Here is a 14,389-nt window from a genome sequence, read left to right on the forward strand (position 1 = left end):
TTGAATTATTGATTGCGCGAGGCTGGGGTCGGGGTGGCCGCGGCCAGATTGTCGGTCTGGAAACCACCGCCCAGGGCCTGCATCAGTTGGATCGACAGGTCGATCTGCTGGGCATTCAGGGTCGCCAGCTGACGCTGGGCCTGCAGCAATTGCTGCTCGATGCTGAGCACGTCCAGGTAATTGCCGATACCCGAGCCGTAGCGCTGGACCACGGTGTCGTAGGAGTCCTGGGCGATGTCGGTGGCATGTTGCTGGGCGGCGATCTGCCGACCGATGTCACGCAGTTGGGAGATGGTGTCGCTGACATCCCCCAGGGCATTCACCAGGCTCTTGTTGTACTGCGCCACGGCCAGGTCGTAGTCGGCGTCCCGGGCATCCAGGTCGGCGCGCAGGCGGCCACCGTCGAAGATCGGCAGCGACACGGTCGGGGCGATATTGAAGAAGCGGCTGGCCGATCCGAACATCGCATCCCCCAGCAGCGACTGAGTGCCGGCGACGGCGCTCAGGTTGAGGTTGGGATAGAAGTTGGTCTTGCCGGCGTCGATGCTCTTGCTCGCCGCCTCGACCCGCCAGCGCGCGGCCACCAGGTCCGGACGGCGGCCCAGCAGTTCCGCCGGCAGCATCGACGGCAGCGCCACCGCGCTGGCCCGGAGGACTTTCGGCCGGGCTATTCCGTTGCCCCGGTCGGGGCCTTTGCCGAGCAATACCGCGAGAGCGATCTTGGCGCTCTGCAGGTTTTTCTCGGCGTCGATCAGCGAGGCTTCGGAGCTGGCCTCCAGGCTTTCGGTCTGCTGGTACTGATACTGGCTGTCGATGCCCGAGCTCAGGCGCTTCTGGCTCAGCTCGAGCATCTGCCGGGTGCGCTTGAGGTCTTCAGTGGCCAGGTCATGGACGATATGCGCCTGGCCCAGATCGCTGTAGGCCCGGGCCACGTCGGCGGCCAGGGTCAGTTGCGCGGCCTGGCGATCGATCTCCGCGGCGCGGGCCTGGCCCAGGGCGGCTTCCCAGGTATCGCGCTGGCCGCCCCAGAGGTCGAAGGTGTAATTGAAGTTGCCCGTCAGGCTACGCAGGGTGCTGTAGTTGTCGCCCTGCCCGCTCGGGTCCTGCGAGCGAGACAGGCGCGAGCGGCTGACACCGCCGCTGGCATCCAGGGTCGGCATGCGTGCCGCGTCCGCGGCATAGGCCGCCGCGCTGGCCTGGTGGGCACGGGCGCTGGCGATCTGCATGTCGGGGCTGTCGTGCAGGGCTTCGCGGATCAGGCCATCGAGCTGTGGATCGCCCAGGCTCTTCCACCAGTCGCTCTTCGGCCAGGCCGCCGGCGACAGGGTCACGCCACTCAGGGATTGTCCGGCCTTGAGGGATTTGGCATCGAGGCTCACCCCTTCGGTTGTCAGGCCGCTGTAGTTGGCACAACCGGCCAGGCTCATGGCCAGCAGCACCAGGCTGAAACGGGTACGCAAGGTTTTACTGCTCATTTACTTATCACCTACCCGCAACACGGTGATCGGGTCACCGGCCGCCAGCAAAATTTTCTTGAGGATCTGTTCCAGGGTTTTCAACTCTTCGGGGGTGATGGCGCCGGCCAGTTCGTTCATGGCATTGGCGCCGATGTGCGGCAGGCAGTCGGTGAGCTTCTGGCCCTCCTCGGTGAGCACCAGGCGCACCTGGCGGCGGTCGTGCTCCGAGCGTTGGCGGGCGAGGAAGTCCTTCTGCTCCAGGCGATCGAGCATGCGGGTCATGGAACCGCTGTCGAGGGACAGGTGGCGGCACAGCTCGGCCGGAGTGTCGACGCCGAACTGGGCCATGATGATCAGCACCTTGAACTGCGCGGCGGTGATGCCGTGGGGTTCCATGTGGGTGTCGATGATCCGGTCCTTGAGCAGGGCGGCGCGGCCCAGCAAGAGCCCAAGGTGGCAATTGTGGAAATCGTCTGGGGTGAAGTGTTTCATCTGACCACCTGTTAGCTGCCTAGGCAGCGAAAGTATGTCAAGATGTTACTGCCTAGGCAGCCAATATCCAAACAATAATTAGCATGCTCGCTATCAAGCTAATTAATGGGAAAGCCTTGGCGTCGAAAATCGGGGGGAGAAATACCGGTTGGAGGGGTGGCGAAAGCCAGTCCCCTGCCAAAAGGGGACTGGCTTGCCCACGACTATCAGAAGTCGCGTTTGTAGAAGATGTCCAGCGAGCTGGCAACGCCGCTGGCCGCTTCCAGGTAGACCTTCTTGCTCAGTTTGTAGCGCAGGGCGATGGTGTTGGCCGGTTCGAAGACCCCCACCCCGTACCGCAGGCTGAGGCGCTCGGAGATATTGCCGCTGGCCACCACGCTGGTGGTGTTGCCGCTGCCCTGGGTGTCGAGCTGGAAGTCTTCTATCCCCAGGTTCTTGGCCAGCCCGCCGGTGATGTTCGAGCTGCCCATCAGGCCAAGGCCCAGGGCGGCTTGCGCCAGCATGTTGTTGTCCTCGCCGGTAGTGCTCAAGGGACGCCCGAGTACCAGGTAGGACAAGGCCTGCTCCTGGCTCATGGCCGGCTCCGAGAAGATCTGCGTGGTCGGTTGTTCGGCGCTGCCACTGAGGCGGATCCCGGCGATCACGTCATCGGTCTGGCGGATCGCCTCGATGTCCAGGTACGGCTGGTCGATCGGCCCGGCGAACAGCAGGCGCGCCCGGCGCACGGTCAGGCGCTGGCCGTAGGCGCGGTAGCGGCCGTCGTTGAGCCACAGTTCGCCACGGGTGTCCATGTTGTCGCCGATGTGCACGTGGCCTTGCAGGTTGGCGGTCAGGCCGAAACCGGTGAAGCTGAGCTTGTCCTCGCCGACCACCACGTCGATGTCCATCGCCATGGCCATCGGCGCTTTGCCCTCCTCGGTCTGGTGGCCGATGATCACCGTGTCGTCCGACACCTTGACCGTCGACGGCGGCAATTCGCGAATGGTGATTTCGCCCTTGGGCACCTGGACCTTGCCGGCGATCGCCAGCTTGTCGTCCTTCATCGAGATCTTCAGGTCCGGCGCCACGTCCAGTACCGCATAGGGCTCGACGGTGACCGGCAACTGCGAGCCTTTCAGGCTCAGGTCCACCACCAGCGCCTGGCCCCAGGCGATATTGCCGTTGAGGCTGCCCTGCCCGGCCTTGCCGGTCTTCCAACCGCCGCTCAACTGCACATTTTCACCGGCGATCAGCGCCTGCAATTGCAGGTCCTGGAGGCTGATGGGCAATTCGGGACCGGAGACTTCGCCACCGCTGAGCGCCAGGCTGCCGTTGACCTGCGGCGCCAGCAGGCCACCGGAGATGCGCCCGCTGCCATTGAGGGTGCCGGCGAGCTTCTCGACCATCGGCACGAACGGCCGCGCCACCGCCAGGTCCAGGCCGCTGAGGCGGAACTCGCCGGACAGCGGCTTGTTTTTCGGCAACGGATTGATCTGCGCCTGCAGCATCAGCTCACCGAGCTTGCCGCCGCTGAACGCCAGCTGCGTGTCGATACGCTTGGGGTTGAGGGTGGTGTCGATTTTCAGCGTCTGATACGGGAAGTCCAGCCACTGCTGCTTTTCCTTGACCCGCAAGGTGCCGCCGCTGGCGTCCAGCAGGATCCGCCCCTGCGGGCCGCCAGCCGGTACGTCCAGCTTGATATCGGCATTGAGCCGGCCCTTCCAGGCAAAATCCTTGGGCAGCCACTGCGCGAGGCTGTCGATCGGGAACTGCTTGAGGTGATAGCGCAACTTGGGCTCGGGCATCAGCCGCTGATCCTCGCCACACAGGCTGGCATCGCCGCTGGCCCAGCAATGGGCGCCGAAATTGAGCTTGCCGTCGGCCAGGTATTCGAGCTTCGCCGGGGCTTGCAGCCTCCAGTCCTGGCCACCGGTCTGGATATCGCCGCTGGCCAGGCGTCCGCGCCAGTTGCCCTGGTCCAGCTTGCCGTCCAGGCCCAGCGCCAGCTTGAGCTGCGGCCCTTGCAGGTCCAGTTGCAACTTCTGGCTCTTGATATCGCCCTGGCCGCTGGCCGTCAGCGTCCCCAGCGAGGTTTCGCCGACCTGGATGCCGGCCCCCTTGAGGTCGATCCGCGCCCGTTGCGCGCTGTCCAGGTTGGCATCGAGCTTGAGGCTCTGCAGGCGATTGTCGGCGAACACCAGTTGCTGGCCTTGCAGGTCAAGCTTGCCCTGCGGCGCCTTCAAGGTACCTGCCACATCGAGGCGGCCGTTGAGCTGGCCACGCAGCTCGGGCCACAGCTGGCCGAGGCGTGGCAGCTTGATATCGAGCTGCCCGGCCAGGCGTTGTTGCAGGCGGCCGGAACCGTTGATGCGGTTGTCGCCCAGGCGGATGTCCAGGGCGTTCAGGTTCCACTGCTCGCCAGCGCCATCGGCCTTGGCCTGCAGCACCACGGGCTGGCCGCGCAACTTGCCCTTGAGGTCGAGGTCGGCGTTGAGCTTGAGTTGCTCGTTCTTCATTTCGCCCTGGCTGCGCAGCGGTCCAGCTAACGTACCCGGCAGTTCGGCAACCCAGTACGCCGGGTTGATCGCCGACAGGTCCAGGGCGGTATCCCAGGCGATGCCGTCGGCGAATTGCAGGTTCAGGTGGCCTTCGGCCTTGCCCTGGCCGGCCGTCAGCTTGAACTGGGGCAGGAAGATTTTCGTCAGGTCGCCGCTGAACGGGCTGCTGAGGCTGAACGCCCCCGCCGGGCCATCGAGGTCGCCCTTGAAGTTGCCCAGGTAGTTGCCATCGCGGTAGGCGACTTCCGCATTGAAACGACGCACCGCCACCGCGGGTTCTTCGATCAGCGGGTACAGGCGATGCCAGGGAAAATCCAGCCAGTCGAGCTTGGCTTCGGCGTTCAGGCCCTGGCTCCAGTCCAGCTGGCCGGTCAGCTTGAGGTTTTGCTTGTCGTTGGCGGTCAGGTCCAGCGCGGCGATCTGCGCGCCCTTGGCGTCGACCTTGCCTTGCAGCGCCAGTGCCACCGGCCCCTGCTCGGCCGGCAAGGTGGCCTTGCCCAGCAGTCGGTAACCCGCCTTGAGATTGCCTTTGCCGGTCAGTTCCAGCTGATTGAGCATCAGGGTATCGGGCAGATCGGCGCTGGCCTTGAAGCCATCGGCGGTGATCCGCACCTCGGCCGGCAGGTTCTCCGCCAACGGTTGCAGCTCACCGCTCAACCGGCCTTGCAGATAACCGCTGCTGTCGGCCGCAAGCTTGAGGGTCTTCAACAGGTCGCCATCGACCTTCAGTGCCAGCGCCCAGGGTTCGCTGCCGGGCGCCGGCAGGGTCAGGGTAGCGGTGGCGCTCAGTGGCCAGTCGCCGCTGGGCGACAACAAACCCGAGAGATTGAGGCTGAGGTCGTCGCGTCGCAGGCTCACCGAGTCGATCTGCAAGCCCTTGGCCGTCCACTGCGCCGCCAGTTGCAGGCCCTTGAGTTCCTCGGCGCCATTGAACTGCAGGCTGCCGACCCGCACCTGACCCAGCTCGATAGCCAGGGGCAGTTGCAGATCCGGCAGGCTGATCGGGCCGCTGCTTTCTTCTTCCGCACCCGGCGGGAACTGCAGGCTGACCTGCTCCACGTCCAGTTGCTCGATGCACAGGGTCATGCGCATCAGGCACGCCGGCGACCAGGCGAATTTCAGAGCCTGGAGTTCGACCCGGCTGCTGTCCTGTTGCCACAACAGGTGATCGGCGCTCCACTGTCCGCCCAGGCGGCCGGCGAAGTTCTCCACCGTCAAACCCGGCACCAGGCCCAGGGCCCAGCGACTGCCGGCCTGGGTGCCGAGCATCGAAGCCAGCGCCAGTACCAGCCCCGCCACCAGCACCAGCAGCGCCAGCGCCGCGATCTTCAAACCACGTTTCACAGCTCTGGCCCCATGGAAAAGTGCAAGCGAATGCCACCGTCGTCGTCCAGCGCACGGGCCAGGTCGAGGCGGATCGGCCCCACCGGGGATATCCAGCGCACACCGACGCCAACCCCGGTCTTGAGGTTCGGCAGTTCAAGCTTGTCAAAGGAGTTGCCCTGGTCGACAAAGGTCGCCAGGCGCCATTTTTCCGCGATGGAGTACTGGTACTCGACGCTGCCGGCCACCATGTAGCGCCCGCCGATCCGGTCGCCGTCGGAGTTCTCCGGCGACAGGCTCTGGTAATCGTAACCACGCACGCTCTGATCGCCACCGGCGAAAAAGCGCAGCGATGGCGGGACCTTCTTGTAACCGTTGGTGGCGCTGCCACCGAACTGCACCCGGCCAAGAAACCGGTGGTTGTCCCACACCGTGGTCAGGCCCTTGAGCAGCACGGTGCCATATAACAGGTTGGTGTCCGAGCCCAGCCCTTCCTTGGCCACCTTGCTGTCGAATTGCAGGCGATAGCCGTTGTGCGGGTCGATGCGGTTATCGCTGCGCAGGTAGGAATAACTGATGCCGGGCATCAACAGGGTACTCAGGCCCGAGTCGTCGCCAAGGCGGTATTCCTCGCGCTGCCACTTCAGCGAGATGACCCGCTGCCAGCCGCTGGGCAACTTGCTGTGCCACTCGGGGCCGAGGGTGAGCAGTTTGCTCAGGGTATCGGTATTGGAGATTTCTTCGTTCTGGTAGCCGCCGGCAAAACGCAGCTTGTCGGTCAGCGGCGGGTCCAGCGGTATGTCGTAGAACAGGCCGACGTTCTGCCGCGGCGCGGAGACTTCCGCCTCCCAGCCATAGCTGTGGCCTTGGGCGTTGACCCAGTGCCGGGTCCAGTTGGCCTTGGCCCGCGGCCCGACATCGGTGGAAAACCCCAGGCCCAGGCCCATGGTGCGCGGCTTGCGGGTTTCCAGCTGGACCGCCACCGGAATCACCTCGGCGGCGGCCGCGGTCGGCGCCGCGTCGACCCGCACGCCTTCGAAGTAACCGCTCGATTGCAGCGCCTGGTTGAGTTCGGCGATCAGTTCGGAATCGTAGGGAGTGCCGGCCTTGAACGGCACCATGCGTTGCAGCAGGTCTTCGTCGAACGGCGTATCGCCGGCGAAACTGACCTTGCCCAGGGCGTAGCGCGGACCGCTTTCGTACACCAGTTCGATATCCGCCACCCCGGCCTGGGGGTCCACGGCCAGCTTCTGCCGGGTGAAACGCCCGCTGAAAAAGCCGTAGCGCGACGCCTGGTTCTGGATCAGGCGCTTGGCGTCTTCGTAATGACCGTGATTGAGGACCGCGCCGCTTTTCAGCTGATCGCTTTTGGGCACACGAAAGCCCTTGAGGGAGGCCGCCGGGCCGTCGACCCGGATGGTGACGTTGCGCAGGTGCACCGGCTCGCCAGGATCGATGTTCAGCACCAAACGCGGCTTTTCGCCGCCTTTGACTTCGCTGCTGATCTGCGGCTGGTAGTAGCCCAGGGCCTGGGCGGCCTTGCGGGCCTGCTCCTCGGCACCACGACTGAAACGCAGCAGCGCCTCCTCGTCGCGATCGCCAACCCCGCCAATGTAGCCCTCCACATTGGCCTTGAGTTCATCGTTGGAGGGTTTGACCCTGACGTCCAATTCGCTTTGCGCCAGTGCCGCACAGCTTGTGAACAGCAGCAACAAGCCGCTGGTGAATCTTCCTGAAAACTTCATAGGCGCGAATGCTATCACGAGCTGGGAGCCCGATAGAGCGCACAAATGTGAGGAAAGTTCTGTTCAGCCGGCCGCGTTCTGCAGAACCTGCGGGTTGGCGTGAAAGAAAACGTGCTCACGGATCGGACCGACGGCGATCTCGCCAATCTCTTCGTAACCCTGGCGCTCATAGAACGCCAGGTAACGTGGGTTGCCGGTGTCCAGCACCACGCCCTGGGAATGCTCGTCCACCGCGCACCAGTTGTGCACCGCCTGCAGCAACTGCTCACCGAAGTGCTTGCCCTGGAACTGCGGGTGGACGCCCAGCAATGGCAGGACGTGCACCGAATCGCTGGGCAGGCAGCCCAGCACCGCCGCGTGATAGTCCAGGTAACGCCGGGTGCAGCGGAAACCGGTGCTGAGCACCATGCGCAGACGCCAGGCCCAGCTCTCGGTAATGCCCAGGCGACGCTGGGGGGGCGCGATCAGGGCGATGCCGATCAGCCGGTCGTTGACCAGCAGGCCGATGGCTGGCAGGTCCTGAAGAAAGTGCTGCTTGACCAGCTCACGCACCGTGGCCCGCACCCGCTGCTCGTAACCCGGGCGTTCGGACTCGAACAGATAAGCGAAGGTCCGCTCATGGCGATAAGCCTGGTACAGCAGGGAACGGGCTTCGCGGGCATAGCCGCTGTCGAGCATATGAATGTCGGCGATGGCAGTCGAGGTTTCAGGCATGGCGATGGGTCTCCCCCCTGGGGCCGGCTTGAAGTGGCCGCGCTGAGTGGCGGCAAACGTGTGCCCGTTCTTGGTGTGCTTCATAGCTACGAGCCTTCCAGGCCCGCGATCGTTCCACTACGCTGCGCTGCTCATGGACCTTAGCAGCGCAGCCGCCCCGCCGCCACGCTGGCCGCCGCGCGACTTGTCGGCTAGCATCGCAGTTTTGCCAGGACTGCCGACCATGAAGATCGTCTCGTTCAACATCAACGGGCTGCGCGCCCGCCCCCATCAGCTGGCGGCGCTGATCGAAAAGCATCAACCGGACATCATCGGCCTGCAGGAAACCAAGGTGTCGGACGACCAGTTCCCCCTGGCCGAAGTCCAGGCGCTGGGTTATCACGTGCATTTCCACGGGCAGAAAGGCCACTACGGCGTCGCCCTGCTTTCGCGCCAGGCGCCACTGGACCTGTACAAAGGCTTCGACGGTGACGATGAAGACGCCCAGCGGCGCTTTATCTGGGGCACCTTCGTCGACGCCAACGGCACCCAGGTAACCATCATGAACGGCTACTTCCCCCAGGGCGAAAGCCGCGACCACCCCACCAAGTTCCCGGCCAAGCAGCGTTTCTACAGCGACCTGCAGCACCTGCTGGAAACCCGTTTCAGCAACGAGCAGCCGCTGGTGGTCATGGGCGACGTGAACATTTCCCCGGAAGACTGCGACATCGGCATTGGCCCGGACAACATGAAACGCTGGCTGAAAACCGGCAAGTGCAGCTTCCTGCCGGAAGAGCGCGAGTGGATGGCCCGCCTGAAGAACTGGGGCCTGGTGGACAGTTTCCGCCACCTCAACCCCGAGGTGGCCGATCGCTTCAGCTGGTTCGACTACCGCAGCCGCGGTTTCGAGGACGAGCCCAAGCGCGGCCTGCGCATCGACCTGATCATGGCCTCCCGCGGCCTGCTGCCACGGATCAAGGATGCCGGGGTCGACTACGACCTGCGCGGCATGGAAAAACCTTCCGACCACGCACCGATCTGGCTCGAACTGAGCTGATCGCCAGGCACAAAAAAGCCCATCCTGAGATGGGCTTTTTTATTGCTTCAGCGTCTCAACACAACTCGACCCGGGTGCTGGTGCCGGCCTGCATGATGGCCTCGATGGCGGACTCACGGGTCGGCTCCGAGTCATACAGGTGGCTGACCAGGCTCACCTCCTTGCCGGCCTTGAGATTGAAGTAGGATTTGCCACCCGGGGCGATCTTCTTTTCGTAACTACCCGAGGACGTGCAGTGCTTGCGCAGCAGCGCGATGGCTGCCTCGACACTCTCACGACAAGGGTAACGGTCGCTTTGAAGCATGCTCTGCGCGTCCCTGGACTTCAGCAAGAACCTGAAACCTCCGCTGCCATATTGCTTCAGCTCGAACCAGCCACTCATTTCATACTCCTTTGACACAAGCAAATTGCAGCCAGGGCTGCATCGACGCCTGGTGACGACGAGAGTCGGCGTGCGCCAATTCCCCTCCAGACAAAGTTTTCAACTGTACTGAGCCAGCCGTTCCGGGTTGTTAAGAGCATTCTGAAAGCCAGGGGAAGGCTCCTATTACCCCCGTCAACTGTCACATCCCCGTCACCTCCCTGACTTAATCTCGCCGCACTCGCTCCCGCCATAGAAGGCCATTGCCGCATGTCACGCGTTTGTACCGTAAGTGAACGGGACCTCTGGTGCCGCACCCTCTGCCTGCTGCTGGTCGGCTTCGTCTGCTACGCCCTGCCCTGGTCGGTGTTCGCCGCCCTGCCCCTGGACGGTGACAACCAGCCGGTGCTGCGCATCCAGGGTTCCAACACCATCGGTGCCGCGCTGGGCCCGGCCCTGGTCAAGGGCCTGATGCAGGAACAGGGTTTGCTCGACATACGGATCGAGGCCTCAGGCAAAGACAACGAGCGTCGGGTGACCGGCCAGAATACCCAGGGCCGGCGCGTTTTCGTCGAGATCGCCGCCCATGGCTCCAGTACCGGCTTCGTCGCGTTGAAGAACGCCAGCGCCGACCTCGCCGCCGCGTCACGACCAATCAAGGACAGCGAACTGGTGGAACTGGAAACCCTCGGCGACCTGAAAGCCCCCGAGGCCGAACAGGTGATCGCCATCGACGGCCTGGCGATCATCCTCCACCCGCAAAACCCACTGGCGCGGCTGGACACCGAGCAACTGGCGCGGGTATTCAGCGGCGAGGTGAAAACCTGGGAAGAACTGGGCGGCGTCGGCGGCGCCATTCACCTGTACGCCCGCGATGATCGCTCCGGCACCTACGACACCTTCAAGGAGCTGGTGCTGGCCCACCGCGGCAAGAACCTCAGCGCCACGGCGCAACGCTTCGAGTCCAGCGAGCAACTCTCCGACGCGGTCAGCCACGATCCCCAGGGCATCGGTTTTATCGGCCTGCCTTATGTGCGCCAGGCCAAGGCCGTAGCGATCGTCGACGGTGGCTCGCAACCGATGTTGCCCCTCGACAGCCTGATCGCCACCGAGGACTACCCGCTGTCACGGCGCCTGTACTTCTACCTGCCACCCGACGAGCAAAACCCTTGGGCCCGCGCCCTGGTGCGTTTCGCCCAGAGCCCCAGGGGCCAGGCCATAGTCGCGGCCAACGGTTTTATCGCGCAGACGGTGCTGGCCATGAGCGTCACCCCCGCCCCGCAGATGCCCGAGGGGTATCAGGCCATCGCCCGACAGGCGCAGCGCCTGACCGTGAATTTTCGCTTCGAGGAAGGCAGCGCCACCCTCGACAACAAGGCGCGCCAGGATCTGACACGGGTCCTGGACTTTCTCAAGCGCCACGACAAGCTGGCCAAGCGCGTGACCCTGGTCGGCTTTGGCGACGCCAAGAACGATCCGGCGCGCGCGGCACTGCTGTCCAAGCTGAGGGCCATGACCGTGCGCCGGGAGTTAGTGAGAAACGGTGTGGTGCTGCGCGATATCCGCGGCTTCGGTGCCCAGATGCCGGTCGCGGCCAATACCGCGGACGAGGGACGGATCAAGAATCGGCGCGTGGAGGTCTGGGTGTATTGAGGAGGAAGTTCGCGGTGTAATCCGGGATGTTATCGCGGGCAAGCCGCGCTCCTACGGAAGATTCTGTAGAAGCGGAGCTTGCCCGCGAGCGCTTTTAATGCCCGCTGCGCAGCATTTCCTTGGGCACGTACTTGCCGATTTCGAACTTGCCGATGGCAGCGCGGTGCACTTCGTCCGGGCCATCGGCCAGGCGCAAGGTGCGTTGCATGGCATACATGTAGGCCAGCGGGAAATCGTTGGAGACCCCGGCCCCGCCATGAATCTGGATGGCCCGGTCGATCACCTTCAAGGCTACGTTCGGCGCCACCACCTTGATCTGGGCGATTTCGCTTTTCGCCACTTTGTTACCGACGGTGTCCATCATGTACGCCGCCTTCAGGGTCAACAGGCGCGCCATGTCGATCTCCATCCGCGAATCGGCGATCTTGTCGACGTTACCGCCCAGGCGTGCCAGCGGCTTGCCGAAGGCGGTGCGGCTCACCGCACGCTTGCACATCAACTCCAGTGCGCGCTCGGCCATGCCGATCGAACGCATGCAGTGGTGAATCCGGCCCGGGCCAAGGCGGCCCTGCGCGATCTCGAAACCACGACCCTCGCCCAGCAGCACGTTCTCGTAGGGCACGCGCACGTTGTCGAACAGCACTTCGGCATGGCCGTGGGGTGCGTCGTCGTAACCGAACACCGGCAGCGGCCGGACAATCTTCACCCCGGGGGTGTCGACCGGCACCAGAATCATCGAGTGCTGCTGGTGGCGCGGCGCGTCCGGGTTGCTCAGGCCCATGAAGATCAGGATCTTGCAGCGCGGGTCGCAGGCACCCGAGGTCCACCACTTCTTGCCGTTGATCACCCATTCGTCGCCATCACGCACGGCGCGGGCGGCCATGTTGGTGGCATCGGACGACGCCACGTCCGGCTCGGTCATGGCGAAGGCGGAGCGGATCTCACCGCGCAGCAGCGGCTCCAGCCAGCGTTGCTTCTGCTCTTCATTGGCGTAACGCACCAGCACTTCCATGTTGCCGGTGTCCGGTGCCGAGCAATTGAAGGGTTCCGGCCCCAGCAGGGAGCGGCCCATGATTTCCGCCAGCGGCGCGTATTCGAGGTTGGTCAGGCCGGCGCCGAGTTCCGACTCGGGCAGGAACAGATTCCACAGGCCCTCGGCCTTGGCCTTGAGTTTGAGCTCTTCCATGATCGCCGTCGGCTGCCAGCGATCGCCTTCGGCGACCTGGCGCTCGAACACGGCTTCAGCCGGATAGACATAAGCGTCCATGAACGCGGTCACGCGCTCACGCAGTTCCTGAACCTTGGGTGAATAGGCGAAATCCATGGGCAGCTACCTTCTTGGCAAGGTGGTTGAGGGCATGGAAGCGATGCTAGAACAGTTTACGAAAATTTACCTAGCCTATTCTCGGCGTGTATTAACATTCATCACCGATATATGATTGACTGATCGGGCAGGCCATCAGCCCATCCCTCCCGCCCCTAACAATAAGAGTGCAGCGCAATGAATCTGAGCAAGGTCGACCTCAACCTTTTCATCGTCTTCGACGCGATCTACACCGAAGCCAACCTGACCCGCGCCGGGCAGATCGTCGGTATCACTCAGCCTGCTGTCTCCAACGCCCTGGCCCGCCTGCGCGAGACCTTCAACGACCCGCTGTTCGTGCGGACCGCCCAGGGCATGGTGCCCACGCCGATGGCGCAGAACATCATCGGCCCGGTGCGCAATGCCCTTTCGCTGCTGCGGGTATCGGTGCAGGAAAGCCGCATCTTCAATCCCTTGCAGGCGGTCAAGACCTACCGCATCAGCATGACCGACCTGACCGAGGCGGTGATCCTGCCGCCGCTGTTCCAGCGCCTGCGGCGCCTGGCCCCGACGGTGATCATCGAGAGTTTCCTGTCCAAGCGCCGGGAAACCACCAAGGAACTGGCGGCCGGCCGCCTGGATTTCGCCGTCGATGCCCCGCTCAACACCGACCCGCAGGTCCGCCACGTCAAGCTGATGGAAGACCGCTACGTCTGCGCCATGCGCAAGAGCCACCCGCTGGCGAACAAGGAAAAACTCAGCCTCGACGACTACCTGTCGCTGACCCATATCCACATCTCCAGCCGCCGCAGCGGCCTGGGCTACGTCGACCTGGCACTGGGCAAGATGGGCATCCAGCGCAAGATCGCCCTGCGCTCCCAGCATTACCTGATGGCGTCGCAAGTGCTGCAACAAACCGACATGGTCATGACCGTGCCCGAGCGCTTCGCCCGGCGCCATGACCTGCAGGCGTTCAACCTGCCGGTCAACGACGTGCCGCCGCTGGAAACCCACCTCTACTGGCACGAAAGCACCGACCAGGACCCGGCCAACCGCTGGATGCGCGAGCAGATGATCGAACTGTGCCAGCAGGTGACGGCCCACGAGAAAAAACTCGAGAAGTGACCGGTAGGAGCGAGGCTTGCCCGCGATAAGAACGCTGCGTGACTCCTGAACCACTGCGTTCCCGCCCTCCTCGGCAAGCCTCGCATCCATGAATGGATCTGCATCTTGCTTGACGTATACGTCAACCTCGAATTAGCTTAACGCCAAGACCTTTTTCGAGTGCCCCCATGAGCAGCCAGACCTACAGCATTTCCGACCTCGCCCGCGAGCTCGACATCACCACCCGGGCCATCCGTTTTTATGAAGAACAAGGCCTGCTCGCCCCCGAACGCCGCGGCCAGGAACGCATCTACTCGCCGCGGGACAAGGTCAGCCTAAAGCTGATCCTGCGCGGCAAGCGCATCGGCTTCTCCCTGGCCGAGTGCCGCGAGCTGATCGAACTCTATGACCCCAGCAGCGGCAACCTGAAGCAGCTGCACAGCATGCTGGCGAAAATCGCCGAGCGCCGCGAACAGCTGGAGCAGCAGCTGCTGGACATCGAACAGATGAAGCTGGAGCTGGACACCGCGGAAGAGCGCTGCACCCAGGCGCTGGAGCAGACCATCCAGAATCAGAAAAGCGCCGTGCAGTAACCGCCCCAGGCTGCGATCGCCCGCAAAGCGGTCGCACCAGTAACACAGACAATCTGCCAGACAGACCACAG

At 63.9% G+C, this 14,389-nt stretch carries 11 protein-coding genes; 4 read left to right on the forward strand and 7 right to left on the reverse strand.

Features of this window, described 5'->3' with window-relative positions; translation table 11 throughout:
- Positions 1-5: 5 nt before the first annotated feature.
- The 5 genes from H0I86_RS19730 to H0I86_RS19750 form a co-directional block, all read right to left on the reverse strand.
- Positions 6-1,475 (reverse strand): efflux transporter outer membrane subunit, encoded by a 1,470-nt coding sequence (locus tag H0I86_RS19730; protein WP_180921778.1) that lies wholly within the window; start codon positions 1,473-1,475, stop codon positions 6-8.
- Positions 1,476-1,949, reverse strand: coding sequence for a MarR family winged helix-turn-helix transcriptional regulator (locus H0I86_RS19735; protein WP_180921779.1), 474 nt, complete (start codon positions 1,947-1,949; stop codon positions 1,476-1,478).
- A gap of 206 nt (positions 1,950-2,155) precedes the next feature.
- The gene (locus H0I86_RS19740) at positions 2,156-5,830 is read right to left on the reverse strand and encodes a translocation/assembly module TamB domain-containing protein (protein ID WP_180921780.1); all 3,675 of its coding nucleotides are present in this window, start codon (positions 5,828-5,830) and stop codon (positions 2,156-2,158) included.
- Positions 5,827-7,554 (reverse strand): autotransporter assembly complex protein TamA, encoded by a 1,728-nt coding sequence (locus H0I86_RS19745; RefSeq protein WP_180921781.1) that lies wholly within the window; start codon positions 7,552-7,554, stop codon positions 5,827-5,829. The genes H0I86_RS19740 and H0I86_RS19745 overlap by 4 nt, the downstream gene beginning before the upstream one ends.
- 63 nt (positions 7,555-7,617) lie before the next feature.
- Positions 7,618-8,268, reverse strand: a complete 651-nt coding sequence (locus H0I86_RS19750) for a GNAT family N-acetyltransferase (RefSeq protein ID WP_180925879.1) — start codon at positions 8,266-8,268, stop codon at positions 7,618-7,620.
- 223 nt (positions 8,269-8,491) lie between these two features.
- Between H0I86_RS19750 and xthA the strand changes: the two genes are divergently transcribed.
- Positions 8,492-9,304, forward strand: coding sequence for an exodeoxyribonuclease III (xthA, locus tag H0I86_RS19755; RefSeq protein ID WP_180921782.1), 813 nt, complete (start codon positions 8,492-8,494; stop codon positions 9,302-9,304).
- 55 nt (positions 9,305-9,359) lie between these two features.
- Here the strand turns inward: xthA and H0I86_RS19760 are convergent, their stop codons facing one another.
- On the reverse strand, positions 9,360-9,686 hold the full coding sequence (locus H0I86_RS19760) for a DUF1508 domain-containing protein (RefSeq protein ID WP_180921783.1): 327 nt from the start codon (positions 9,684-9,686) through the stop codon (positions 9,360-9,362).
- A gap of 249 nt (positions 9,687-9,935) precedes the next feature.
- Here H0I86_RS19760 and H0I86_RS19765 point away from each other — a divergent pair, with 249 nt between their 5' ends.
- Positions 9,936-11,318, forward strand: a complete 1,383-nt coding sequence (locus H0I86_RS19765; RefSeq protein WP_180921784.1) for a substrate-binding domain-containing protein — start codon at positions 9,936-9,938, stop codon at positions 11,316-11,318.
- 94 nt (positions 11,319-11,412) lie between these two features.
- Here H0I86_RS19765 and H0I86_RS19770 read toward each other — a convergent pair whose 3' ends face one another.
- A complete protein-coding gene (locus H0I86_RS19770; protein ID WP_180921785.1) occupies positions 11,413-12,642 on the reverse strand; it encodes an acyl-CoA dehydrogenase in 1,230 nt (409 codons plus the stop codon).
- A gap of 177 nt (positions 12,643-12,819) precedes the next feature.
- On the opposite strand from H0I86_RS19770, the gene H0I86_RS19775 reads away from it, so the two are divergent.
- Both H0I86_RS19775 and H0I86_RS19780 read left to right on the forward strand, forming a co-directional pair.
- Entirely contained in the window at positions 12,820-13,746 is a 927-nt protein-coding gene (locus H0I86_RS19775) for a LysR family transcriptional regulator (protein ID WP_009044615.1), read from the forward strand.
- 167 nt (positions 13,747-13,913) lie between these two features.
- Positions 13,914-14,318, forward strand: coding sequence for a MerR family transcriptional regulator (locus H0I86_RS19780; protein WP_007929654.1), 405 nt, complete (start codon positions 13,914-13,916; stop codon positions 14,316-14,318).
- Positions 14,319-14,389 lie beyond the last annotated feature (71 nt).

The sequence above is a fragment of the Pseudomonas chlororaphis subsp. aurantiaca genome (assembly GCF_013466605.1).
Classification (GTDB): domain Bacteria; phylum Pseudomonadota; class Gammaproteobacteria; order Pseudomonadales; family Pseudomonadaceae; genus Aquipseudomonas; species Aquipseudomonas chlororaphis_I.

What these genes read in the sequence shown, in the direction of transcription:
- H0I86_RS19730 (WP_180921778.1), bottom strand. Translation starts at nt 1,475, where the DNA reads ATGAGCAGTAAAACCTTGCGTACCCGTTTCAGCCTGGTGCTGCTGGCC.
- H0I86_RS19735 (WP_180921779.1), bottom strand. Translation starts at nt 1,949, where the DNA reads ATGAAACACTTCACCCCAGACGATTTCCACAATTGCCACCTTGGGCTC.
- H0I86_RS19745 (WP_180921781.1), bottom strand. Translation starts at nt 7,554, where the DNA reads ATGAAGTTTTCAGGAAGATTCACCAGCGGCTTGTTGCTGCTGTTCACA.
- H0I86_RS19750 (WP_180925879.1), bottom strand. Translation starts at nt 8,268, where the DNA reads ATGCCTGAAACCTCGACTGCCATCGCCGACATTCATATGCTCGACAGC.
- xthA (WP_180921782.1), top strand. Translation starts at nt 8,492, where the DNA reads ATGAAGATCGTCTCGTTCAACATCAACGGGCTGCGCGCCCGCCCCCAT.
- H0I86_RS19760 (WP_180921783.1), bottom strand. Translation starts at nt 9,686, where the DNA reads ATGAGTGGCTGGTTCGAGCTGAAGCAATATGGCAGCGGAGGTTTCAGG.
- H0I86_RS19765 (WP_180921784.1), top strand. Translation starts at nt 9,936, where the DNA reads ATGTCACGCGTTTGTACCGTAAGTGAACGGGACCTCTGGTGCCGCACC.
- H0I86_RS19770 (WP_180921785.1), bottom strand. Translation starts at nt 12,642, where the DNA reads ATGGATTTCGCCTATTCACCCAAGGTTCAGGAACTGCGTGAGCGCGTG.
- H0I86_RS19775 (WP_009044615.1), top strand. Translation starts at nt 12,820, where the DNA reads ATGAATCTGAGCAAGGTCGACCTCAACCTTTTCATCGTCTTCGACGCG.
- H0I86_RS19780 (WP_007929654.1), top strand. Translation starts at nt 13,914, where the DNA reads ATGAGCAGCCAGACCTACAGCATTTCCGACCTCGCCCGCGAGCTCGAC.